This window comes from Haloarcula sediminis, assembly GCF_035656455.1.
Taxonomy (GTDB): Archaea; Halobacteriota; Halobacteria; order Halobacteriales; family Haloarculaceae; genus Haloarcula; species Haloarcula sediminis.
Genome location: NZ_JAYMGA010000005.1, coordinates 296,212 through 316,988 on the forward strand (window position 1 = coordinate 296,212; position 20,777 = coordinate 316,988).

The window sequence follows — 20,777 nt, forward strand, 5'->3', positions numbered from 1 at the left end:
CCACCCCGACTCACACGCGAACCGCCTGTGTCCCTACACCGGGGCTTTGGCGACCAGACTCACGCCTCTCGCGGCCGGCAGCGGGGCAAACGCAGAAGTGTCGTGGAGTTTAACTTTTTCGTGATGAGTGAGTCCCAAGCGGAGCCCGCGCTGGTGGCCGCCAAGTGTGAGGGGACGACGGATCTGCGAGTCGACGTGGGCGTGTTCGTCGCTCACGGGCCGGGGGCCGACCCGGACCGCCTGGAGTCGTTCGCTTCACAGGCCGTCGCGGACGCCGTCGAGGGGTTCGCCGCGGCGACGGCCGTCTCCTGGCGGTTTTTCCTCGAACCGTCACAGCGACTGGCCGACGCCGACCGGCGCCGTCCCTCGGAGTTTCTCGACCGGGCCACCCACGAGATGGCCGAGGGGCCCTACGATATGGTCCTGGTGGTAACCGACGCCCCGCTCGTCTCCCGACGCGAGCGGTTCGTCCCCGGGCTGGCCTCGCCGCTTGCCCGCGTGACGGTGCTTTCGACGCGGAACCTCCGCCGGGCGCCACGGGGCCAGCCGACGCGCCCGCTCGACGACGCCGCCGTCCGCTGGAACGGGGCGACGCTGCTGGTCCATCTCCTCGGGCACGTCCTGAGCGCTCGCCACGGCGACGCTGACGGCGGCGTCATGTCGGCCTTCGAGTTCCGGCCCGACAGGCGGACGGTCCCGCCGATGGACGCCGACGTAGCGGCGTCGCTCCGCCGGGTCGCGGGCGAGATACCTGCCGACGAGAGCCGGCCCCGGGGCGCGGTATCGCGTCTCGCCTTCCACGCGGCCAGCGCCGTCCGGAACCCCGGGCGGGTCCTGCGGGCGCTGGCCAACAGCCGCGCCCCGCTGCTCCCGCTGTCGCTGCCGAAGCTGTCGACCGCGGCGGTGGCGCCGACGCTGGTCATCGTCTTCAGCGCCGAGTCCTGGGACGTGGGCTTTCACATGGGGAACCTCACCGCGGCGCTGTTCGCGGCCGCCAGCGTCCTCGTCGCCGCCATGTATGTCTTTTTCGCCCAGAACCTCTCCTTTCCCCGCAAGCGCCACCGGGTCGTCACCGAGCACACGGCGCTTGTCAACGTCACCGTCTTCCTCGTGCTCGTGCTGGCGATGACCGGGCTGTTCGTCCTCGTCTGGGGCGTGATGCTCGTCATCGAGCTGGTTGTCTTCCCGCCCAACCTGATGTCGAACTGGCCGAGCCTAGAAGAGCCAAGCGTCGGCTTGCTCGACCTCGTCCGGACCGGCGCGTTCATCAGCACCATCGGCGTGCTGTCGGGGGCGCTCGCGGGCGGCCTGGAGAGCCGGACCATCGTCAGCCACCTGACGCTGTTCCTCGACCGACCCTGACGGGCGCGGGCTCGTTCGCTCGCGGTCACGCGCCGGTCGACCATCGAGTCAATGGACCGTCGGGCTGTATCTGCAGGCCGGTCGCAGATATGCCGCTACGTCGGTTCTACACCTGTTACCGCCGTGTAGCGCTGGGCGACAGCTGACCCCTTCGGCGAACGCCGGGAGACAGTCGTCCACGGGACCGTACACGTCGGCGCCGTCACGGGCAGCCAGGGAGCGGCTGCGGCCACAAAGCGCCCTTTCACCTGCCGGCAGTGGTACCAGTGGCCGGCCGGCCGACGAGCTATATCCCGCCTACCGCCCCGACGATGACAGCAATCGGATACACGCTTTCGAGCGAGGAGCACAGCCCCGCCGACCTGATCGAGTACGCCCGGCGAGGGGAGTCGGCCGGCTTCGACTTCCTCTCCATCTCTGACCACTACCACCCGTGGGTCCGCGAGCAGGGCCACGCGCCCTTCGTCTGGTCGACGCTGGGCGGAGTCGCCACCGCGACCGAGGACATCGACGTCGGCGTCGGCGTCTCAGCGCCGATACAGCGCGTTCACCCGGCCATCTACGCGCAGGCCGCCGCCACCGCCGCCGCGATGTTCGACGACCGCGAGTTCTACGCCGGCGTCGGCACCGGCGAGAACCTGAACGAACACGTGCTGGGCGACCGCTGGCCCGCACACGCCGTCCGCCTGGAGATGCTCGAAGAGGCCGTCGACGTGATACGAAGGCTCTGGAGCGGCGAGGAGGTCAGCCACTACGGGGACCACTACACCGTCGAGAACGCGCGGCTGTACACGCTGCCCGAGGAGACGCCGCCGATCTGTGTCTCCGCGTACGGCGAGCGGGCCGCCCGCACGGCGGCCGACATCGGCGACGGGTTCTGGTCGGTCGGCCCGCAGGAGGCCGTCGGGGTCTGGGAAGACCACGGCGGCGAGGGGCCCCGATTCTGTCAGCTGCAGGCGTGTGTGGCGGCGACCGAGGACGAAGCGGTCGAGACCGCCTACGAGAAGTGGCCCAACTCCGCCCTACCGGGCGAGCTGAGCGCCGAGCTGGCGACGCCGGCGCTGTTCGAGCAGGCGACCGAGATGGTCTCGAAGGAGGACATCGCCGAGGGGAGCGTCATCACCAACCCCGACCCGCAGGCCCACATCGACGCCATCGAAACGGCCGTCGACGCCGGCTACGACCACGTCTATGCCATGCAGATCGGGGACGACCAAGCGGCGCTGACGGAGATGTACGAAGCGGAAGTGCTGCCGTCGTTCTCGTGAGCGGCTGTCGTCTCATCGGCGTCACCGGTCGAGCACTTCCTCGGCGTTGTCCCGGGGCTGGTAGCCGAGCGTCTGCATCGTCTCAGTGAGCGTGAAGTACCGCCGGTCGTTGCGCGAGACAGCGTTGACGGTGACGGGGGTCTCGGGGAGGTCGGCCGTCACCGCCCGCCGGTGGACGGCCCGACAGTCCCGCGGGCTCAGCCACGTCGCTCGCGCAAAGCGGTCCCGGCCCGGCTCGACGCCGTCGCCGGTCGCCTCACGGAGGTCAGCCTCGCTCATGTACCAGCCGATTCGGAGGTTGACGACTTCGAGACCGTGTCGCTCGGCGTAGTACTTCGTCAGGGCCTCGCAGGCGGCCTTGCTCACGCCGTAGACGGAGTCGGGCGCGGCGGGCGCGTCGCCCCGGACGGGGCGGGCGTCGGCGAGTGTCGCCGTCTCCGGGTCGCGGTCGGTCGAGTTGTAGGCGCCGACGGCGTGGTTCGAGGAGGCGAAGACGACGCGGTCGATACCGTTCTCGACGGCGGCGTCGAGGACGTGTTTCGTCCCCTGGACGTTCGTCTCCGAGACCGTCTCCCACTCGGCCTCGGGCGAGGACGCCCCCGCGAGGTGGACGACGGCGTCGTAGCCGTCGAGTTTGGTAAGTACGCCGTCTGCATCGGTCACATCGAGCAACTCGCCGTCGATGTCGTCGGTCTCGGAGTGGGTGAACGGCGTCACGTCGGCGTCGCCGAAGGCGTTGACGAGCTCGCGGCCGACGTTGCCCGCCGCCCCGGTGAGTGCGATTCGGACCATGAGAGTGTTAGATAATCTATACTTGTAGGCCCACGGCCTGACTGTGCGGTCGGATTCCCGGGCGAACATCGTTCAGAGACCGGGGAGCCCGTAGTCGACGGCGGCGCGGAACGCGCCCTGAACGACCTCCGAGAGCGCGGGGTGGACGTGTATCGTCTCCGCAATCCCCCGAGCGTCGGCCCCGGCCGCGACGGCCGTGCTCACCTCGTGAATCAGCGTCGCGGCATCCGGACCGACGACGTGACAGCCAAGTACCTCGCCGTCCGTGCCGACGATAGCCTTCGCGAAGCCGCCCTCGTCGCGCAGGGCCGCCCCGAGGGCCGTGTCATCGTAGGCGCAGGTCCCGACCGCGTACTCGCCGTCCACGTCGCCCTCCGTCTGGCCGAGACCGGCGACGTGTGGCGACCCGAAGACGGCGTGGGCCATCCCCGGGTATTCGACGGGCCGCTCGTTCCCGCGGACGGCGTTCTCGACGGCGTACTCGGCCTCCTTGTCGCCGGAATGTTTGAACATGTAGTTGCCCGCGATGTCGCCGATGGCGTAGACGCCGTCGACCGACGTGCGGAGGCGGTCGTCGGTCTCGACGAACCCCCTGTCGTCGGTCTCGTGCCGGCCGCCGAGACGTTCCAGAGGTCGCTGTTAGGTTGGCGTCCGGTCGCCACGAGGAGCCGGTCGCCGCGGCGCTCGATTTGCTCCCCGCTCTCGGACTCGGCCGTGACCACGCGCTCGCCGCCGTCGTCCGCGATGGCCGTCACCGAGAAGCCCAGCTGCAGGTCGTGTTTCTCACGGTAGGCCTCGGTGAGGCGCTCAGCGATGTCCGAGTCCTCCCGGTCGAGGAGCACGTCGCCGTGGCCGACGATAGTCACGTCGCTCCCCATCTGGCCGAAGAAGTGGCTCAACTCGACGGCGATGTAGCCCCCGCCGACCACCACCAGCCGGTCGGGGACGCTGTCGAGACGGAGCGCCTCGTCGCTCGTGAGAAAGGGCGTCTCGTCGGTCCCCGCTATCGACTCGGGAACCACCGGCCGGGAGCCGCCGGCGAGGACGATTCGGTCGGCCGTGAACCGGTCGCCGTCGGAACCCTCAGTGTCGACCGCCACCGTCCGGGGGCCGACGAAGCGGCCCTCGGCCCGGTATACGGTGGGCCCGTCGCGCTCGCGTGCCCGACGGGCCTTCGCTTCGGCCTCCTCGGTGACGGTCGCGGTCACGTCGTCCACGATGTCCGCGAACGCGACGCCGTCGACAGAGGCGTCGATACCGAGCTCGGCGGCGTGGCGGACCGCCTCGACGATGTCCGCACGACGGATGAGCTTCTTCGAGGGGTTACAGCCGCGGTTCAGACAGGTGCCGCCCAGCCGCCCGCGCTCGACGAGGGCCGTCTCCAGCCCCGCGTCGGCCGCCGCGGCGGCGACCAGGTTGCCGGTCCCGCCGCCGAGCACGGTGATGTCGTAATCTGGCATCGTATCAATTAGTTGTACCTTCTGCGGGGTGACTCTTGTGCCGGCGGTCGCTTTTCCGGCTGCCGGACGTAGCCACGTGCAGGACCCATCAATCATGCAATGTTTCGACTGCGGTGGCCCCAGCGGGAGGCGGGCCGATGAGTGACGGCGACTACAAGCCGATATCGGCGTACGGGCTCGTCGGGAACGTAGAGACCGCCGCACTCGTCGGCACCGACGGCTCGGTCGACTGGTTCCCGTTTCCCCACGTCGAGTCGCCGAGCCTCTTCGCCGCGATTCTCGACGCCGAGCGGGGCGGGCGGTTCCGCGTCGGTCCGACCGACGAGCGGACGGGTACACAGCGCTACCGTGACGGGACGAACGTCCTCGAAACGCGGTTCGAGACCGGCGGCGGCACCCTGACCGTGACCGATTTCATGCCGCCGGCCGACGCCGTCGACCACCCGAGTCGGGTGCTCTACCGACGGCTCGACTGCGAGGGGGACCCGGTCCAGGTCGAACTCGTGTTCGACCCCGCCTTCGACTACGGCCGGGCCGAGGCGACCTTCGAACGGACCGGGGGCGGACTCCGCGCGTCCGGTCCGGCGGAGCGGATGACGCTCGAATCGGCGTTCGACCTGGAACTCGACCGCGACGCGGGCCTGGCCACGGGAACGGCGACCCTCGACCCGGGAACGACCGAGTGGGTGCTGTTGCGCTGTACCGGCGCCGAGGACGCTGCCGGCGATCCCGCAGCGGCGCTCTCGGACACGGTCGACTACTGGCGCGACTGGTGTCACGACTGCCCCTCGGAGGGGTGTGTCTTCGGCGGCCCCTGGCACGACCACGTCGTCCGCTCCGGGCTGACGTTGAAGCTGCTCACACACGCCGAGTCGGGGGCTATCGCCGCCGCGCCGACGACCTCCCTCCCCGAGGACATCGGCGGCGTTCGGAACTGGGACTACCGGTACAACTGGCTGCGTGACGCCGGCTTCACCGTCCAGGCGCTGTCGAACCTCGGCCACGTCGGGGCCGCAGTGGACTACGTCTCGTGGTTCGTCGACCTCTGCTCGGCTTCGGACCCGGGGTCGATCCAGCCGCTGTACGGCCTCCACGGCGAGACCGAACTGCCCGAACGCGAACTCGACCACCTCTCGGGCTACCGCGATTCGCGGCCGGTCCGGGTCGGGAACGGCGCCGCCGACCAGCGCCAGCTCGATATCTACGGCGAGCTCCTGCTTGCGGTGGACGAGCTCCACAGCCACGACCGCGGTCTCTCGGACGAGACGTGGACCGTCGTCCGGAACATCGTCAACTACGTCACCGAGGTCTGGGACGAGCCCGACGCCGGCATCTGGGAGGTCCGGGACGGCCCGAAACAGTTCGTCTACTCGAAGGTGCTCTGCTGGACCGCGCTCGACCGCGGTATCGCCCTCGCGAACGCCCACGGTTACGACGCCCCAGTCGAGACGTGGCGGGAGACACAGGCGGTGATTCGCGAGTCCGTCCTGACGGAGGGGTACGACGACGACCTCGGCGCCTTCGTCCAGACCTACGGCGACGGGCAAACGCTGGACGCGACCGGACTGCTCATCCCCGTGGTCGGTTTCCTCCCCTTCGACGACGAGCGCGTCCGGGGGACCATCGACGCCGTCGAGGCCCGGCTCCTGGAAGGCGAAGCGCTGGTCAGGCGCTACGACGGCGACGACGGGCTCCCCGGCGACGAGGGCGCGTTCGTCCTCTGTGCGTGCTGGCTCGTCGACGCGCTGGCCCTGTCGGGCCGCGCCGGGGAAGCCGCCAACCGGCTGGCGACGCTGGTCGAGTACGTCAACTCGCTCGGACTCGTCGCCGAGGAACTCGACCCCGCCGACGGGACCTACCTCGGGAACTACCCGCAGGCCTTCAGCCACATCGGCCTCGTCAACAGCGCGCTCTACGTCGGCGCGGCACGGGGCGACCCCCTCCCCGGCCCGCCGCCGATGGGCATCCGTCTCGGGGAGCCAGTCGGTATCGACGGCGGCTGATACTGCCGGCTGTACGTTCGTACCGACAGTCGCGGACGACTGCGAGCGGCGTCGTATGCAGGGCCTATGTGAGCTCTCAGAGCGCGCTCTAGCCGTAGAAAGCTAGCCTCGGCACTCACACTCACAATCGATCCATAGTGGGTATGCTTAGCGTGTCTATAGAGCCCGCTCGTTCTGTTACTTTTCATCCAGCATCCGGATGCCACGCTCCACGACTGCTTCGGTCACGAAGAGACTAGTTTCACGCTGAAGTGCCTGCATACGCGACGCCGCTTCATCTTTGTCGAGCAATCCGCGGCCGTGCCCGAGCGCGATGACGCCGATAGAACCGTGCACGTCGATATCCCCCTCGGATGCCGCCTCTCGGGCGGCGAGGTCGTCAGTCAAGAGAACGGTTCCCGACTCTTTCGCAACCGCAATCGCGGCGCGTTCTCCGGACTCAATTCTATCTTCGTCCGCCTCAACGAGTTCGTATGAGATGTCAGAGATCTCATCCGGAACGCCACCCCTCTGGATTTCATCGTAGACTGCCTCCGGAATCAGGAGCGTATCGAACGCTGACAGTAGTTCAAGTGAATCGATTTCGGCGAGGTGAATCAGCGGTCCCGCATCCGAAACGGCCCCAAGCGTCACGCGTTCACGCCCCAACCGATGTCCTCCTCGACGACCTCGCGCTCCCGCTCCGCTCGTTCGACTTTCGTCCGACCGACGCGCTCGATGGCTTCATCTCTCTCGAGTTCTCCGTCGAGGTACTGTGCGAGCACGAGGTCCTCCCAGAGGTCTTCAAGACCACGTTCAAGTGCCCGCTCGAAAACCTCAGACTCGGGAAGGCCACGCGCCTTCGCGATTTCTTGAACTCGGTCGGAAATTTCGGCGGCCATACTGGGTGATTGTTCGGCAACGTTCTTAAATCCGTGTCTGCCCCTGACGATGAGCTGACCGGGGCCTATGTCTACTGTGGCTACGGCCAGACACCTTTAGAGACGTCTTCTGCCCCGAAAAATAGCGGCCTCGGCACTCATAGGGTTCGTCACCGCCGGGGAGTCACCCCGGCTCGGAACACCGGCTCGTCATCGGCCGGCTCAGTGTACCCGCGGCTGCCCGTTGGTCCTTTCGGATGGTCGAACCCGACGACAGGCGGCGTCGGTGTCGTCGCTTCTAGTTCGTCGTCGTGATCTCGACCACGTCGCGGTGGTCCAGTTCCGTGTCGGCGCCGATCTGGCGCTGGGAGCGCACGTCGTGGGCGTGGAGGAACCCCTCGCCGATGTCGGTGTGCAGGAAGTAGGCGAAGTCCTCGGCGGTCGAGCCGTCGGGGAGGACGAAACAGTCCTGCAGGAAGGTGCCGTCGTCCTGTGGTTTCCGCGCGCCGGGGAACACCGCGATGGCTTCGAGTTCCTCGAACAGCGCAGTCTCCAGGGCCCGCTGGACGCCGGTGCCGTCGAAGGCATCGACGAACTCGCGTATCTGTTCGAGGCCGGCGGCTTTCTCCTCGGGCAGGTCCGCCAGAATCTCGAAGTCGGTGTCGCCCGGCCGGTAGTCGAGAACGTCCTGTTCGGCGCCGTTCTTGAGCGCCTTCTCGGCGTGAGCCGAGACGGGAACGAACGTGAGGTGCTCGTAGTCGGGGTCGGTCGTAATCGGCTCCCAGTTGTCCTGTGCGGCCTCGGTGTCCATCTTGTTGGCCGCGATGACCATCGGCTTCGTCCGGATGCGTATCTCCCGAGCGAGGGCTTCGCGGTCGTCGTCGTCCCACGCGTCGGGGTCCAGTTCCAGGTCGAGCGAGAGGACGACCTGCTTGATTTCGTCGGCGTTGATGCCGAAGGCGGACATCTGTTCGGCGAGGTCGTCCTCGACGTCTTTCTCCTCGCCGTGGTAGCCCGAACGGTAGCGCTCGATGCCTTTCTCCAGCACGTCGAGATACCACATGTCCAGTTCGTTCTCAAGGAAGTCGATGTCCTCGCGGGGGTCGTGGTCCTCCGTGGGTTCGCCTTCGAGGTCCGTCTCCCCCGTGAAGTCGACGACGTGGATGAGCACGTCGGCCTCGTTGAGGTCCGAGAGGAACTGGTTGCCCAGGCCCTTGCCCTCGTGGGCGCCCGGGACCAGCCCGGCCACGTCGACGAGTTTCGTCGGCACGAACCGAACGCCGTCGTCACAGTAGCCGTGGTTTGGCGTACAGGAGTGTTCGAACTCCGGGGCCGCACAGTCGACGCGGACGTAGGCCTCGCCCATCGAGGGGTCAATGGTGGTAAACGGGTACGCGCCCTCGGGCACGTCGTTCATCGTCGCCGCGTTGAAGAAGGTGGACTTGCCGACAGAGGGCTTGCCGACGAGTCCGATCTTGTAGCTCATTGCGGGAAGGAGTACAGAGAGCGGCTAAAGCGTTGTCAAACGGACCGAGAGCGTGTGAGAGTCGCAAACAAGCGGGCAGAAAGGGGCAGAGAGTACGTCGTTCATCGTCGCCGTCGCAAAATCGCGCTGCGATTTTGCGGCTCGTCAGAGCTTTGCTCTGACGGCAGCGTTGAAGAAGGTGGACTTGCCGACAGAGGGTGAGCGAACCGTAGGTTCGCGATCCTCGTCGGACCGGCGGTCCGACGGTGGCTTGCCGACGAGTCCGATCTTGTAGCTCATTGCGGGAAGGAGTACAGAGAGCGGCTAAAGCGTTGGCAAACGTGACGAGAGCGTGTGAGAGTCGCAAACAAGCGGTCGGGCGGGCGTGTTCGGAACCGGCGGATGGCCATTATACATAAGGCGTTCCGCTCGAATCGTCCTGTCGAACACAGATGGATCGACAGCTCTTCGACAGCTCGGAGACGGGTACCCGCCGGAGCGTCCTGTTCGCGATTACCGTCGCGACCGGAGCGCTGTGTTTCGCGGCGGCGACCTCGGTCGTCGTCAGCGGCGCGAGCGCGGCGTTCGCGACGCTGCTCGGCGCTATCGGCGTCGTCGTCCTCGTCTTCGGCGGCTATCTCCAGCAGGGCCGCTTCGAACGGCTGGTCGACGACGACCAGCTCATCTGGCACCAGGAGTAGGGGGCCGGCGGCCCGCAGCCGCCAATCCCTCGTGCGCCATCGAGCCGGGCGTACCCGCCGGCCACGACAGCGGCAAATCAGGCCTCGGACCCCAGCAGTCCCGGATAGTCGGCGATGAGACCGTCGACACCCGCCCCAACAAGTCGCCGGGCCTGGTACCAGGTCCGGACAGTGTATGCGTTCAGCTCCCGGCTCTCGTCGTGAGCGACCGCAACGAGATCATCGACCGCGTGGGACGCGTCGTCGAAAAAGGGCGTCCCCGGCACCGTATCGAGCGCGACGTGTATCGCATCACAGTCGTACCGGCGGGCGATGTCCAGCCCGGCCCGGGCGTCCGAGGCGACGAGGACGGCGAGCGGAACCGACCTGTCTTGCTCGTGGACGGTCGAGAGCGCGGCCTCGTAGAACGAGGAGACCAGAACGTCGTTGTCGTACTCGAAGACGATGTCAAGGACGCGCTCGGTGAAGGGCCGCCAGATGTCCGCCTGGACCGCCAGGGCCTCGCCCGAGAGGACCGTCTCGAACGCCAGGTCGTCGCTGCCCGGGTTCTTGAACTCGACGTTGACCCCCACGCTCGCCGGAATCGCGTCCAGCACCTCGGTGAGCGTCGGGACCGTCTGCCCGGTTCCCAGCACCCTCGCACCGGTCACGGTCTCGGTGTCGGTCTCCCAGACGGTGCCCGAGCGGTCCGTCAGCCCGCCGTCGGCGCGTCCACCGAGAGTGTCGTCGTGGAAGACGACCGGGGTACCGTCCGCCGTCGGAACCACGTCTATCTCGACCATATCGGCGGGAGCGTGGCCTGCGTCCGGCCCGCCGTTTGCGGCCGCCTCGACGGCTGCCACGGTGTTCTCGGGGTACCGACCGGCGAACCCGCGGTGGGCGATGACGGTCACGTCCCGGCTGGCCGACGTCATCCTCACTCCCCGACCCGCTCGCGGGCCGCAGCGACCACCAGCGGCAGCGTGATGGTCGCGTCGGCGTAGACGGAGACGTTCCGGGCGTCTTTCTCTAACTTCCCCCACGACCGGGCCTCGTCCAGCGTCGCGCCCGAGAGCCCGCCGGTGTTTGCCGGGTCCATCGTCAGCTGGACGGCGTAGTCGTAGGCGTCGGGCGAGACCAGCATCGTCTGGAGGACGTAGTTCTTCGGGACGCCCCCGCCCACTACGAGCGCACCGGCGCTGTCGGCCTCGTAGGCGATATCGGTGATATCGGTCATGTCCGCGAGCGCGTCGACGGTAAAGTCGCTCGTCTGGGAGTACATCCAGGCCTGCAGCCCCAGGACGGAGTCCTGGAAGGCGGGACAGTACACCGGCACGTCGTTCTCGTAGGCGGCGGCCAGCACCCCGGCGTCCTCGGCGATTCCCTCTGCCTCGTTGACCTCGGCGTTTGCCCGGCCCAGTTCCTCGGTCATGCGCTGGATGGAGACCGCGCCCTCGTCTTCGAGGACGGTAAAGACCTCCTCGCGGAGGTGGTTCTCGAACAGCGCGAAGTGCTCCTGTGGGAGGTAGACGTTGTAGATGCGGTCGACGCCCTCGTCGCGCAGCGTCTCGTCGTGTTCGCGCTCGGTGTGACCCTCGGCGGTGACCTCGCCGTGGTGGTGTTTGCCGCCGATGGCCTCGATGGTGTCGTGGGTGCAGTTGGCCCCGGTCGTGACGAGCACGTCGACGTGGCCGTCCCGGATGAGTTCGGAGACGACAGCGCGCATCCCCGTGGGGACCATCGCGCCGGCCAGCCCGACGAAGGTCGTCACGTCGTCGTCGAGCATCTCGGCGTAGATGTCGACGGCCTCGTGGAGGTCAGCGGCGCCGATACCCGCCTGGCCGTAGCTGTCGGCCAGTTCGCCGACGGTCATCCCGGCGCGCGCCTCGGCGTGGCCGATGGGGTCGTGACAGAACGTCTCTCGGTCCTCGTGGTCGCTCATTGGCACTGTGTGGTGGGGCGGCGGGCTTCAACGGCGTGGTTTCGGACCGGAACCGTAACCGTCGACACCCTGGCCCGCAAGGCCACCAGTGTGTCCGCATCGACAAGCCGACGGCGGTCCCTCTGGGTCATCGTCGCGGCGGCGACGCTGACGGTGATGGCCGGGGCGGTACTCGGACCGGTCGTCCCCCGGATACAGGCCGAACTCGGCGTCTCGGGGACGGCCGCCGGGCTCATCATCACGACCCACGGCGGGGTCATCGTCCTCGCGAGCCCGCTGATGGGGTCGCTCGTCGACCGGGTCGGGCCGCGCCGCCCCTTCGTCGGCGGCCTCTTCGTCTACGGCGTCGGCGGGGGCGCGGGACTGGTCATCGACAGCTTCGTCCCGCTCCTGCTCTCGCGGGTCGTCCTCGGCGTCGGGACGGCGGCGGTGTACACCGCGATTACGGTGCTCATCTACGAACTGTACGAGGGCCAGTCGATGGAGCGGGCGCTGGGCTACCGCAGCGGCGCCAACAGCGCCGGGGCCGCGGTGTGGCCCCTCGTCGGCGGCGCGGCCGGCGCAGTGGCCTGGAACCTCCCCTTCGGCGTCTATCTCATCGCTGTCCCGCTCGGGCTGGTCGCGGTCCTGACGATTCCGGAGACGCGCGATAGCGCGGCCGAGACGGAAGCCAACGGCGACGACTCGGACTCCGCCCTCAGCGACCGGCTCCGAGCGACGCTTGCGGTCTTCCGCCGGCAACCGCCGCTCCTGCTGGTCTATCTGCTCTACTTCGGCGCGAACGCGCTCCTCTATGCCGTCGTGGTGTTCTACCCGCAGTTCCTGCCGTCGATAGGCGTCAGCTCCTCGTTCGCCATCAGCCTCTATCTGGCCGCCAACGGCGTCGCCGGCGGCGTCTCGGCGGCGGTGTACGACCGGCTCATAGACCGCGCCGGGCGGACCACGCTCGTCGGCGTCGCCTTCCTGCTCTGGCTTGTGAGCTTCGGGGCGGCGACAGTGGTCCGGACGGCGGCGGCCGCGGTGGTTCCGGTCGTCCTCCTCGGTCTCGGTATCGGACTGGTCTTTCCCTCGACGTTCGCCTGGGTCGAGCAGTTCGCCCCGCCGGACCGACAGGGGCAGTTCAGCGCCTACGTCGCCTCCTTTGGCTACACCGGGCAGTTCCTCTCGCCGCTCATGTTCGGCCCGCTGGTCCCCGTCGTCGGCGTCCGCGGCGTGTTCGCCGTCGCCGGTGTGACCGCCGGACTCGCCGCCCTCGGGCTCGGGGCGGCCTCGCTCCGGCGGTAGTCGGCGTCGCGTCCAGCCACATCGGCCACACCCCAACAACGGCCAGAATCCTTTTCATCCGAATGCCAGTTATCTACGGCGTGGAGACCGCACTTCTCACGATGCTCGTGGTGTTTTCCCTGGCCCTCCTCACGGGTATCGCCGGGTTCGTCCTGCTGCCGGCAACGTGGGCCCCGGTGTTTGCGTCGGTCGCCGGCGTCTCCAGTCTCGGGCTGGGCGTGACCGGCTATGCCATCCGCAAGCGGTGAGGGCACACTAGGCAAGCGCCAGGGGCGCCCCACAGCAGTCCGAACGGTAACGGTCGCGCTCGCGGACCAGCTTGCAGTCCCGGTAGCGCCGGGCGACCAGCCCGCCACACGCTTCGCAGGTGAGCACGTATTTTGCGTCCGCGAAGGCCGGACAGTGAACGTCGGTGTCCAGTTCGGCCGCGCGCTCGCGGAAAGCCGCGCCGTGGTCGGTCGTCCCGTCGCGCTGGTACTGCTCGACGTGGATGAGTTCGTGACGCAGCGTCGCCGCCCACTCGGCCCGGTCGAACGTATCGAACGCCTCTCGGGTGAGCGAAAGCGTACACGGGAGGGGACGGCCGTCGGCCCCGTCGACAGCGTCCCAGTCGTAGGGCTCTCCAACGGCGGCGTCGGGGAGTTTCGGCCGCTTGACCGCCGCGGCACGGCGCTTGGCCCGGTGGGAAACGTCCCACTCGACGAGGTCAAAGCGCACGTCGACGCCGCGCTCGCGGCGGACCTCGCGGCAGTAGCGCCGCGACCAGGCGACGACCTCCGCGTCCGTCTCGACGGCCGCGTACGCCACGTTGTCCGTCACAGCCCGGTCGGACAGTCGATGTAGGTCGTCTCCGGGCCCCACGCTTCGAGCAGTGACGCAAGCGCCTCGACGCCGAACGTCTCGGTGGCGTAGTGGCCCGCGAGGACGACGTTGATGCCGGCTTCCCGGGCCTCGTGGTAGGCCTGCTGTTTCCCCTCGCCGGTAATTAACACGTCCGCGCCGGCGTCGGCGGCCTCACCGAGCCAGTCGACGCCGCTGCCGGTGACGATGGCGACGTCTTCGACGGTCTCAGGGCCGAAATCGAGCGTCTGGACCGACTGGCCGCCGGTGGCGAGGCCGGCCTCCAGGTCGGCCGCCAGCTCCGAGAGTGCCGTCGCCTCGGCCAGGCGGCCCCGCTGGCCGATGTATTCCCCGCCCATCCGGCCGAACGGCGCCCGGTTCCCCAGGTCCAGCAGGTCCGCCAGCCCGGCGGCGTTGCCAAGCCGCTGGTGGCCATCAAGGGGGAGGTGGGCGACGTACAGCGCGAGGTCGCTCTCGATAAGCGGCGCGATACGTCGGTAGTTCGAGTCGGTGACACGCTCGATAGAGCCCCAGACGATGCCGTGGTGGGTCACGAGCAGGTCCGCGCCGGCCTCGCTCGCCCGCTCGATGGTCTCGACCGCGGCGTCGACCGCGACCGCGACAGTCTCGACCTCCCTGTCGGCGGGTCCGACCTGGAGCCCGTTCGGGCTGGCGTCGATGTCGGCGTACGCCTCTGTGTCGAGTTCCTCGTCAAGTCGGCTGGCGATGTCCCCTGCGTGCATTGGCGGCCCTTCGGGGTCGGGGATGGTAGGTTTTCGGCTCGGAGCGCGGGGAGATGCCACACGTTCCGACTGCCCGATGCTCACCCCGTAGCCGCTCGCAACACGCTCACCGCTGGGTTCGGTTGTACTCGTAGACGCCGACACCGCTGTTGTGGTACACCGGGGTGAACCGGTCGCTGGCACGCATGGACTCGTGGAGCGCCGGCGAAATCGTCGCCCCGCCCCGGCCGGAGACGAACCAGCCCCGGGGGACGTAGACGTAATCGACCTCCGAGGCGAACTCGTACTCGGTAAGCGTCCCGGCCACACACAAGGCGTTCCAGCAGTCCGTGAGCCGGTTCTGGGCCGACTCGTGTCTGTCGAACGTCCCCCCGCCCGACCACTCGGTCCCGTACTTCACGATGACCGACGTGCGGTTCGCCAGATACGGGAACCACTCGCTCGACCCGCCGATGACGGCGACCCGGGCGTCCGTGGCGGTCTCGTTTTCTATCCACTCCATCGCCGTCCGGTCGTCCGAGTCGGCGTACACCGGCAGCGGGCTGTTCGGGCTCGTACCCGACGCCGCGACCATGTTCTGGGCCACGAACGGCCCGACGAGGACGACGACGAACGCGATGGCGACCACCTGCTGGGCGGACAGGTCAGGCGGGTCGAACCGCTGGGTCACGCGGTCCGGGACAGCGTCGCCCCAGTCGGGCAGGTCCAGCCGGTCGAGGTCAAGCCCCGCGAGCAGGGAGTAGGTGACCGCAAGCCCCATCGCGCCGAGCGGCGCGATAAAGACGAGCCCGAGGCGGCCGTGGGGCGGCACCAGGAGGACGACGGGGGCGGCCAGCCAGGCGGGCAGTTGCCAGTTCCCCCGAGCGACCGCCACAACGGTGCCAAATACCGCGAAGACGGCGGGCCAGTTCAGGACGTAGCCGCCGTCCAGAAACCAATTCGCTAGCGCGCCCAGGTCGGAGAGACTGTGATTCACCGAGCCATGTGAGCCCGCGCCGTTGAAGAAGATCCCCGGGCCGTGGGTCGTGGCGACGGTGAGCCACCACGGGCTGGCGATGACCAGCCCACCGACGGCGACAGCCACACCGGCCGCGAGCCCCCGCGGCGACCGGTCCCAGACGAGCCACGCGGCGGCGACGCCCGCCCCCGCCGCCGCGGCGTGGACGGGATGGGTCAGGACGACCAGTCCCCAGCCGACGGTCGCGGTCGCCAGCGCCCGCCGACCGCCGCCGTTCGCGAAGTGCTGGTAGGCCCCCAGCAGTGCGACCAGCATGAACAGGAATCCCAGCCCCCGGACGAAGCCGCTGGCCCCGACGAGGAACACGTTCAGCGTGACGTGCGTGCCGGCGATGACGCCGGCGAGACACCCCGTCTCGGGGCTGTCGGTGAGCACCACCGTGAGGTGATACAGCAGCGCGACGATGCCCAGGAGAACGACCGGCGACCCAAACCGGAGTAGCGCCGCGCCGTCGACGCCCAGCCGCAGGAAGACGGCCATGATGTAAAATCCCAGCGGTGGGTAGGCGAAGGGGATACCCTCGGTCGTGAATCCCTGAATCGTCACCGGCAACGTGCCGGATTCGGCGACGGCCGACGCCATCTGCAGAAAGAGCCCACCCAGAAGTGCCGGGAACTCGTGGCTGTGGAGGTACGCGACCTGAACGGCCACAGAGGCACAGAGAGCCACCAGCAAGAGCTTCCAGTACCGAGTCAGTCGCATATACTTCCGGCAGTGTAAGGATACGCATAATATTGTTGATCCGAATCAGATCGGTCCGAATAGCACCGTAATCGGCCCTGTCGCTCGTGGTTACAGCGTCGTGGAGAAGTGGGCCGGCGCGAATCACACACCGAGGTCGTGATACCCCCGTTCATCGCCCGTCGTCGAAATCGTCCGGCAGTACTCGGTGGCCGCTTCCGCCGCTCTCGCTGTGGCCTTGGACGGCAACGCCGCCCTAGGTCGCTAACCAGCGGGCGTCGTCCAGCTCGTCGAGGACGATCTTAGAGCTGTGACCCCACGGGTCGGAGTCAGCGATGTTCGTCTATCCAGTAACACCACTCGCCGAAATCCTCGGCCCCACACTGTTCGGCGATAGACTGGAGCGTCCCTATTCTGATCCGGTCGTGCATCGGAACGGTCACCGTCCGTCCCTCGCCAGTGTCGGGATTACGATACTTGAGTACTGCATGACTGCCGCGCTGGCGGTCCCGAGCATAGCCGAAGCTCGTCAGAACGGAGACGATTTCCTCACCCGAGAAGTCCCGTGGCGGCCCCGTCACGAGTCAAACCAAGGCGCATCCGGCGTCGGTGCGTCCGACTCGTCAGCACGGGCCTCTTTGGTGAGTTCGACAGCTTCATCGAGATTCGACAGCGCTTCTCGGCGCGTCTCGCCTTGGCTAGCTACGCCCGTCTCCTCGTCGACTGCCGACCAACCGCCGTCGTCTTCCTCAATAAGACGAATCTCCCGTCCTGTACTCATACTATTTAGTAGGTGAATCTACAGCATAAGAGTTCGGGAGAGTACCCGGATGAGACCGATCTGTTACCGGACCACCCGGGACCGGCGGGTATGGCCCTACGAACGGCCTGGGCAACTATGTTCGAAAAGCTCGCACGGTTGACGCAATCACTGGGGGTTTACCGCTCGCAACGACTGGAGCCTATACCGGCCGCTAAGTGTTATAGAACGCCACAAAAAGGGTTGTATGGTATGGGCCGGCGCGATTCAGATTTAATCGGTCTCGTAGGCGTCTCAGTACGCTCTCCGGTCGGTTTCTGATTCGTGTTAATCATCGGTATCGAAATCGAGGTTGTCGACGAGCGAGCGGCGGCGGTCCTCCATGCGCTCACGGAGGCGTTCGCGTCGCTGCTCGGGACTCGCTTTGTCGTAGTGCTGTTCAATTGTCTTCCGCGTCGCGTTGACCCGCTCGGCAACGTCCTGGGGCGGCCAGCCGATGTTCAACAGCCAGGTAATCGTTCCAGTGCGGATATGGTGAGGCGCCCGCGATGAGGGGCACTTACTGGCGTGGTTCCGCTCCGTCCACTGGCAGGCCGCGATATCCTTCTCGTGGGGACAGTAGTTGTGGGTACACGGCAGCGTCGCCAGATAGCACCAGACCCGAACCGTGTCACTCGTCGGTCGGCCCTGGGTACTCGCGATGAGTGGCTGGCGGCCGTGGTCGTCCCGCGTGTCGTAGCGATACTCCGCGATATAGGTCCGGAGTACGTCGCCGGCCGGCTCGGGCAGCGCCACCGGCCGCTCGCCTTCGAGCTTGTTCTTGAGCGGCGTGCCCGTATCCGGCCGGTGCCGGAACATCACGTAAGGCGACCCGTCGAGATGGGCGTCCCGAACGTCGAGCCCGCGAATACTCCCCTGGCGGGCTCCAGTGAACCACAGCAACTCCAGCAGCGCGTGCTGGCGAGTACCGTAGTCGCTGTCTGACTGCCGATAGTAAGACAGCAGCGACCGCGCAGCGTCGGCTGACAGCTTCGTATCACTGGAGCGGTCGGCCGGGTCGATATCAGGGATGCGGACCGACTCGGCGAGCCCATCGTCGACGGCACCGATGTCTTCGAGGAACTCCGCGAACACGCGGAGGGTCCACATCTCCCCCTCCAGCGTGACCGCCTTGACATCGGCACTCCGGTACTCGTAGAACTCATCGATGTCGTAGCGGCGCAGCTGGCCGACGGTCTCGATGCCGACCGACTCACACCACTCGACGAATAGCTTCAGTCGGTAGCTCCACCCCTCGATACTCTCTTTCGTCGCATCTGAGCGACGCCGCCGGAGATACCGCTCGACGGCCTCGCTCGGCGACAAATCTTCGGGGTCGGGTCTACGGCGGCGGCGGCCGGTCACGCCGATTCCCTCCGGTCGAGGTCGCGGTCGTACGGACCCACGGGCGTCAGCAGTCGCACCTGGTCACGCTCAAGCAGCCCACCGTCGCGGCGGTCGCGCAGCCTGTGGAACACACCGTCCACGTCGTCGCGCCGGGCACACTTCGCACACCAGAAATGGTGGTTCGTGGGCTCCCACGACCGGTGGCCCCGTGGGCAGACGAACCGCCACCGGTCCGTCCGGTTCTCTATCTCGACAGTCTCCTTCTCATCCGACATAGCCAGTCGGGACTGACGGCATGGGGTATAAAGGGGGAAACCCACACGCGGGGAGTGAAAGTGAAAGTAGTCGGTTTGCCGCCCCGTCCCGCCGAATCGGGCGACTCGGCCGGTGAAAGTGAAACCGGGGCGCAGCCGGTCAGTCGTGCCACCTGGCTTATGGCGGCGTGCAGCGGTGTTCATGATGTCGTTAGGCAGAGCGACACCCCGGCCGGCGGTTCGTCGTCGGCTCCCAACACCTTCTCATCCCTTCCTGCTTCCCACACAGGCCGGTCCATCGCTCTTGGTACGTACATTGTAACAACCTGACTTAAGTCTAACCGTGATATCGTAATCAATGATGCATAGAACACGTTCAAAAATATCCGACCGGACTAACTATGACAAGGTCTCGCGATAGCGAAAACGAAATGCACAGCCGGGTAGACTGGCTGAAACCGTCAGATTGGACAATAATCTCTGAGATTGAAGATTACGGTGGTTGGATGAAGCCAGCTACCCTCTGTCTCAACATCCCATATACGAGAGAGCACATTGCCCGTCGATGCAAAGTCCTCTCACAAAATGGGCTCTTAGAGAGGCATGAGGAGACTGCTGCTTATCGGGTGACTGAGATGGGGCGCGACTACCTCGCGGGCGAGCTTGACGCCGACGACCTCCAGCCCGACAACGAGTAGTTTCAATTTGGTTAAAATATTCACTCTTCGATGACACGGCTGAGACTGCTATTCAACTGATGCGTAAAACTTATTCTCAGACGTGAGATTCCTTAGATGGGGCCAAAAGGCCCTACTTGGGGTGAATACGCGGGTAGTTCCGCGGGCTTCAACAAGGCCGCCTCAAGCGCCAACACACCGTTCAAGGCCGTGTTGAAAGTCTCAGCACGGCCTTGATTTGGTTCGGCTGGCTCAAAAGGTAAGACGGGTTTATGTCATATACTATCCATCGAGTTATTGGATGGACCTCAAGAAACTCCTCCATGATGACGATGCTGTCTCACCGGTCATCGGCGTCATCCTCATGGTCGCAATCACGGTCATACTCGCAGCAGTAATCGCATCGTTCGTACTCGGGCTGGGTGACCAGACCGGACAGCAGACTCCCCAAGCAAGCTGGAGCTGGTCACACAATCCCGATGCGGCCTCACCCACCAACAGTGACCTGCAACTTGGCGGAACGGGAGAGGGGAACGTCACGCTGTCCCATGATGGTGGGGACGATATCGACCCTGCAAATATCAATATCACGGATGGGACTAATACGGTACAAGGGTCAGACGCGTTTTCTGACCCGATTTCAGCAGGCGACAGTGCAGATATTGGCGTGGATAGTACCGGCGAGGTACGCCTTGTCTGGTACAGTCCGGAAAGCGACTCCTCGTCAGTCCTCAGTACTTATGAAGTGAGCTAAGAATGAATATTAAGAACCTCTTCAACGACGACAGTGCAGTTTCGCCTGTCATCGGTGTTATCCTGATGGTCGCAATCACGGTCATACTCGCGGCCGTCATCGCGAGCTTCGTGCTCGGTTTGGGCGATTCTGCCGGGGACGCTGCCCCGCAGTTCAGTGTCAGTTGCAATGTTGATGCTAATGAGATGATTCATGAAGGTGGAGATGATGTGGATACTGGGCAACTAACGTTGCTGAATGCAGCCGCAGGCGGTGTAAAATCACCACAGACAATCTCCGCGGGACAGAACCTACTGAACAGTAGCGCAGATATCGATGGCGACGAACAACTCCGCTGGGATAATCCAGACGGCAGCGGCTCAAATATCGTCGCCGAGTGCTAACGCGTTAATATCTTACTTTTCGACCTTCTTATCCAAGCTTACACCACGGGGTCACAGCTCTATAATTGGCTTCGACGCGATATGCACACAAGCGGAATCTGACCGTGTGCATATTCGGTGCCCGGGGAGGGCTCCATACCCGGTTTCGAGTGCGGTGAGCTGTGG

Annotated in this window: 24 protein-coding genes and 2 pseudogenes; 9 read left to right on the forward strand and 17 right to left on the reverse strand. The window is 66.3% G+C overall.

Going from position 1 to position 20,777, the window contains the following annotated elements; genetic code table 11:
• Positions 1 to 123 precede the first annotated feature (123 nt).
• Entirely contained in the window at positions 124 to 1,362 is a 1,239-nt protein-coding gene (locus tag VJ162_RS10585) for a hypothetical protein (RefSeq protein ID WP_324664136.1), read from the forward strand.
• Between the two features lie 311 nt (positions 1,363 to 1,673).
• A complete protein-coding gene (locus tag VJ162_RS10590; protein ID WP_324664138.1) occupies positions 1,674 to 2,630 on the forward strand; it encodes a TIGR03557 family F420-dependent LLM class oxidoreductase in 957 nt (318 codons plus the stop codon).
• Between the two features lie 21 nt (positions 2,631 to 2,651).
• Here VJ162_RS10590 and VJ162_RS10595 read toward each other — a convergent pair whose 3' ends face one another.
• The 4 genes and pseudogenes from VJ162_RS10595 to VJ162_RS10610 all read right to left on the reverse strand — a co-directional run.
• Complete coding sequence (locus VJ162_RS10595; RefSeq protein WP_324664139.1) at positions 2,652 to 3,422, reverse strand: NAD-dependent epimerase/dehydratase family protein; 771 nt, start codon at positions 3,420 to 3,422, stop codon at positions 2,652 to 2,654.
• A 72-nt stretch (positions 3,423 to 3,494) separates the two neighbouring features.
• The gene (locus VJ162_RS10600; RefSeq protein WP_324664140.1) at positions 3,495 to 3,935 is read right to left on the reverse strand and encodes an NAD(P)/FAD-dependent oxidoreductase; all 441 of its coding nucleotides are present in this window, start codon (positions 3,933 to 3,935) and stop codon (positions 3,495 to 3,497) included.
• Between the two features lie 36 nt (positions 3,936 to 3,971).
• A pseudogene (locus VJ162_RS10605) lies at positions 3,972 to 4,052 on the reverse strand (hypothetical protein); the annotation flags it as partial.
• A 47-nt stretch (positions 4,053 to 4,099) separates the two neighbouring features.
• Positions 4,100 to 4,978: pseudogene (locus VJ162_RS10610) on the reverse strand (FAD-dependent oxidoreductase); the annotation flags it as partial.
• Between the two features lie 41 nt (positions 4,979 to 5,019).
• Between VJ162_RS10610 and VJ162_RS10615 the strand changes: the two are divergent.
• Positions 5,020 to 6,885, forward strand: a complete 1,866-nt coding sequence (locus VJ162_RS10615; RefSeq protein WP_324664141.1) for a glycoside hydrolase family 15 protein — start codon at positions 5,020 to 5,022, stop codon at positions 6,883 to 6,885.
• A 177-nt stretch (positions 6,886 to 7,062) separates the two neighbouring features.
• Here the strand turns inward: VJ162_RS10615 and VJ162_RS10620 are convergent, their stop codons facing one another.
• The 4 genes from VJ162_RS10620 to VJ162_RS10635 form a co-directional block, all read right to left on the reverse strand.
• Positions 7,063 to 7,518, reverse strand: coding sequence for a nucleic acid-binding protein (locus VJ162_RS10620; RefSeq protein ID WP_324664143.1), 456 nt, complete (start codon positions 7,516 to 7,518; stop codon positions 7,063 to 7,065).
• Positions 7,515 to 7,766 carry a hypothetical protein gene (locus tag VJ162_RS10625; RefSeq protein WP_324664145.1) on the reverse strand — a complete coding sequence of 84 codons (252 nt, stop codon included), beginning with the start codon at positions 7,764 to 7,766 and terminating at the stop codon, positions 7,515 to 7,517. Before VJ162_RS10625 ends, VJ162_RS10620 begins: the two co-directional genes overlap by 4 nt.
• A 277-nt stretch (positions 7,767 to 8,043) precedes the next feature.
• Entirely contained in the window at positions 8,044 to 9,231 is a 1,188-nt protein-coding gene (locus VJ162_RS10630; protein ID WP_324664147.1) for a redox-regulated ATPase YchF, read from the reverse strand.
• A gap of 144 nt (positions 9,232 to 9,375) precedes the next feature.
• Complete coding sequence (locus VJ162_RS10635) at positions 9,376 to 9,510, reverse strand: hypothetical protein (RefSeq protein WP_324664148.1); 135 nt, start codon at positions 9,508 to 9,510, stop codon at positions 9,376 to 9,378.
• 152 nt (positions 9,511 to 9,662) lie between these two features.
• Between VJ162_RS10635 and VJ162_RS10640 the strand changes: the two genes are divergently transcribed.
• On the forward strand, positions 9,663 to 9,911 hold the full coding sequence (locus VJ162_RS10640; RefSeq protein WP_324664150.1) for a hypothetical protein: 249 nt from the start codon (positions 9,663 to 9,665) through the stop codon (positions 9,909 to 9,911).
• 77 nt (positions 9,912 to 9,988) lie between these two features.
• Here the strand turns inward: VJ162_RS10640 and VJ162_RS10645 are convergent, their stop codons facing one another.
• Positions 9,989 to 10,825, reverse strand: coding sequence for a glycerophosphodiester phosphodiesterase (locus VJ162_RS10645; RefSeq protein WP_324664151.1), 837 nt, complete (start codon positions 10,823 to 10,825; stop codon positions 9,989 to 9,991).
• Positions 10,826 to 10,827: 2 nt separating this feature from the next.
• Positions 10,828 to 11,832 (reverse strand): deoxyhypusine synthase, encoded by a 1,005-nt coding sequence (locus VJ162_RS10650; RefSeq protein WP_324664152.1) that lies wholly within the window; start codon positions 11,830 to 11,832, stop codon positions 10,828 to 10,830.
• A 90-nt stretch (positions 11,833 to 11,922) separates the two neighbouring features.
• Between VJ162_RS10650 and VJ162_RS10655 the strand changes: the two genes are divergently transcribed.
• Together VJ162_RS10655 and VJ162_RS10660 are read left to right on the forward strand one after the other, a co-directional pair.
• Positions 11,923 to 13,116: an MFS transporter gene (locus VJ162_RS10655; RefSeq protein WP_324664153.1), complete on the forward strand. Its 1,194-nt coding sequence runs from the start codon at positions 11,923 to 11,925 to the stop codon at positions 13,114 to 13,116.
• Positions 13,117 to 13,178: 62 nt separating this feature from the next.
• A complete protein-coding gene (locus tag VJ162_RS10660; RefSeq protein WP_324664154.1) occupies positions 13,179 to 13,364 on the forward strand; it encodes a hypothetical protein in 186 nt (61 codons plus the stop codon).
• Between the two features lie 7 nt (positions 13,365 to 13,371).
• Here the strand turns inward: VJ162_RS10660 and VJ162_RS10665 are convergent, their stop codons facing one another.
• The 7 genes from VJ162_RS10665 to VJ162_RS10695 form a co-directional block, all read right to left on the reverse strand.
• Positions 13,372 to 13,935, reverse strand: coding sequence for a SprT-like domain-containing protein (locus VJ162_RS10665; RefSeq protein ID WP_324664155.1), 564 nt, complete (start codon positions 13,933 to 13,935; stop codon positions 13,372 to 13,374).
• On the reverse strand, positions 13,932 to 14,699 hold the full coding sequence (locus VJ162_RS10670) for a Nif3-like dinuclear metal center hexameric protein (protein WP_324664156.1): 768 nt from the start codon (positions 14,697 to 14,699) through the stop codon (positions 13,932 to 13,934). Before VJ162_RS10670 ends, VJ162_RS10665 begins: the two co-directional genes overlap by 4 nt.
• A gap of 106 nt (positions 14,700 to 14,805) precedes the next feature.
• Complete coding sequence (locus VJ162_RS10675) at positions 14,806 to 16,419, reverse strand: ArnT family glycosyltransferase (protein WP_324664157.1); 1,614 nt, start codon at positions 16,417 to 16,419, stop codon at positions 14,806 to 14,808.
• Between the two features lie 308 nt (positions 16,420 to 16,727).
• Entirely contained in the window at positions 16,728 to 16,979 is a 252-nt protein-coding gene (locus VJ162_RS10680) for a type II toxin-antitoxin system HicA family toxin (protein WP_324664159.1), read from the reverse strand.
• On the reverse strand, positions 16,976 to 17,179 hold the full coding sequence (locus VJ162_RS10685; RefSeq protein ID WP_324664160.1) for a type II toxin-antitoxin system HicB family antitoxin: 204 nt from the start codon (positions 17,177 to 17,179) through the stop codon (positions 16,976 to 16,978). The genes VJ162_RS10680 and VJ162_RS10685 overlap by 4 nt, the downstream gene beginning before the upstream one ends.
• Before the next feature lie 306 nt (positions 17,180 to 17,485).
• Positions 17,486 to 18,562 (reverse strand): tyrosine-type recombinase/integrase, encoded by a 1,077-nt coding sequence (locus tag VJ162_RS10690; protein ID WP_324664161.1) that lies wholly within the window; start codon positions 18,560 to 18,562, stop codon positions 17,486 to 17,488.
• A complete protein-coding gene (locus tag VJ162_RS10695) occupies positions 18,559 to 18,819 on the reverse strand; it encodes a hypothetical protein (RefSeq protein WP_324664163.1) in 261 nt (86 codons plus the stop codon). Before VJ162_RS10695 ends, VJ162_RS10690 begins: the two co-directional genes overlap by 4 nt.
• Before the next feature lie 410 nt (positions 18,820 to 19,229).
• On the opposite strand from VJ162_RS10695, the gene VJ162_RS10700 reads away from it, so the two are divergent.
• The 3 genes from VJ162_RS10700 to VJ162_RS10710 all read left to right on the forward strand — a co-directional run bounded on the left by VJ162_RS10700 (position 19,230) and on the right by VJ162_RS10710 (position 20,612).
• Positions 19,230 to 19,496 carry a phage repressor protein gene (locus tag VJ162_RS10700; protein WP_324664164.1) on the forward strand — a complete coding sequence of 89 codons (267 nt, stop codon included), beginning with the start codon at positions 19,230 to 19,232 and terminating at the stop codon, positions 19,494 to 19,496.
• A 280-nt stretch (positions 19,497 to 19,776) separates the two neighbouring features.
• Positions 19,777 to 20,229 (forward strand): type IV pilin N-terminal domain-containing protein, encoded by a 453-nt coding sequence (locus tag VJ162_RS10705; RefSeq protein WP_324664165.1) that lies wholly within the window; start codon positions 19,777 to 19,779, stop codon positions 20,227 to 20,229.
• A gap of 2 nt (positions 20,230 to 20,231) precedes the next feature.
• Positions 20,232 to 20,612 carry a type IV pilin N-terminal domain-containing protein gene (locus VJ162_RS10710; protein WP_324664166.1) on the forward strand — a complete coding sequence of 127 codons (381 nt, stop codon included), beginning with the start codon at positions 20,232 to 20,234 and terminating at the stop codon, positions 20,610 to 20,612.
• Positions 20,613 to 20,777: the final 165 nt, after the last annotated feature.

Coding starts and splice junctions, on each gene's coding strand:
- VJ162_RS10585 (WP_324664136.1), top strand. CDS start 124: ATGAGTGAGTCCCAAGCGGAGCCCGCGCTGGTGGCCGCCAAGTGTGAG.
- VJ162_RS10590 (WP_324664138.1), top strand. CDS start 1,674: ATGACAGCAATCGGATACACGCTTTCGAGCGAGGAGCACAGCCCCGCC.
- VJ162_RS10595 (WP_324664139.1), bottom strand. CDS start 3,422: ATGGTCCGAATCGCACTCACCGGGGCGGCGGGCAACGTCGGCCGCGAG.
- VJ162_RS10600 (WP_324664140.1), bottom strand. CDS start 3,935: ATGTTCAAACATTCCGGCGACAAGGAGGCCGAGTACGCCGTCGAGAAC.
- VJ162_RS10615 (WP_324664141.1), top strand. CDS start 5,020: ATGAGTGACGGCGACTACAAGCCGATATCGGCGTACGGGCTCGTCGGG.
- VJ162_RS10625 (WP_324664145.1), bottom strand. CDS start 7,766: ATGGCCGCCGAAATTTCCGACCGAGTTCAAGAAATCGCGAAGGCGCGT.
- VJ162_RS10630 (WP_324664147.1), bottom strand. CDS start 9,231: ATGAGCTACAAGATCGGACTCGTCGGCAAGCCCTCTGTCGGCAAGTCC.
- VJ162_RS10635 (WP_324664148.1), bottom strand. CDS start 9,510: ATGAGCTACAAGATCGGACTCGTCGGCAAGCCACCGTCGGACCGCCGG.
- VJ162_RS10640 (WP_324664150.1), top strand. CDS start 9,663: ATGGATCGACAGCTCTTCGACAGCTCGGAGACGGGTACCCGCCGGAGC.
- VJ162_RS10645 (WP_324664151.1), bottom strand. CDS start 10,825: ATGACGTCGGCCAGCCGGGACGTGACCGTCATCGCCCACCGCGGGTTC.
- VJ162_RS10650 (WP_324664152.1), bottom strand. CDS start 11,832: ATGAGCGACCACGAGGACCGAGAGACGTTCTGTCACGACCCCATCGGC.
- VJ162_RS10660 (WP_324664154.1), top strand. CDS start 13,179: ATGCCAGTTATCTACGGCGTGGAGACCGCACTTCTCACGATGCTCGTG.
- VJ162_RS10670 (WP_324664156.1), bottom strand. CDS start 14,699: ATGCACGCAGGGGACATCGCCAGCCGACTTGACGAGGAACTCGACACA.
- VJ162_RS10675 (WP_324664157.1), bottom strand. CDS start 16,419: ATGCGACTGACTCGGTACTGGAAGCTCTTGCTGGTGGCTCTCTGTGCC.
- VJ162_RS10685 (WP_324664160.1), bottom strand. CDS start 17,179: ATGAGTACAGGACGGGAGATTCGTCTTATTGAGGAAGACGACGGCGGT.
- VJ162_RS10695 (WP_324664163.1), bottom strand. CDS start 18,819: ATGTCGGATGAGAAGGAGACTGTCGAGATAGAGAACCGGACGGACCGG.
- VJ162_RS10700 (WP_324664164.1), top strand. CDS start 19,230: ATGCACAGCCGGGTAGACTGGCTGAAACCGTCAGATTGGACAATAATC.
- VJ162_RS10705 (WP_324664165.1), top strand. CDS start 19,777: ATGGACCTCAAGAAACTCCTCCATGATGACGATGCTGTCTCACCGGTC.
- VJ162_RS10710 (WP_324664166.1), top strand. CDS start 20,232: ATGAATATTAAGAACCTCTTCAACGACGACAGTGCAGTTTCGCCTGTC.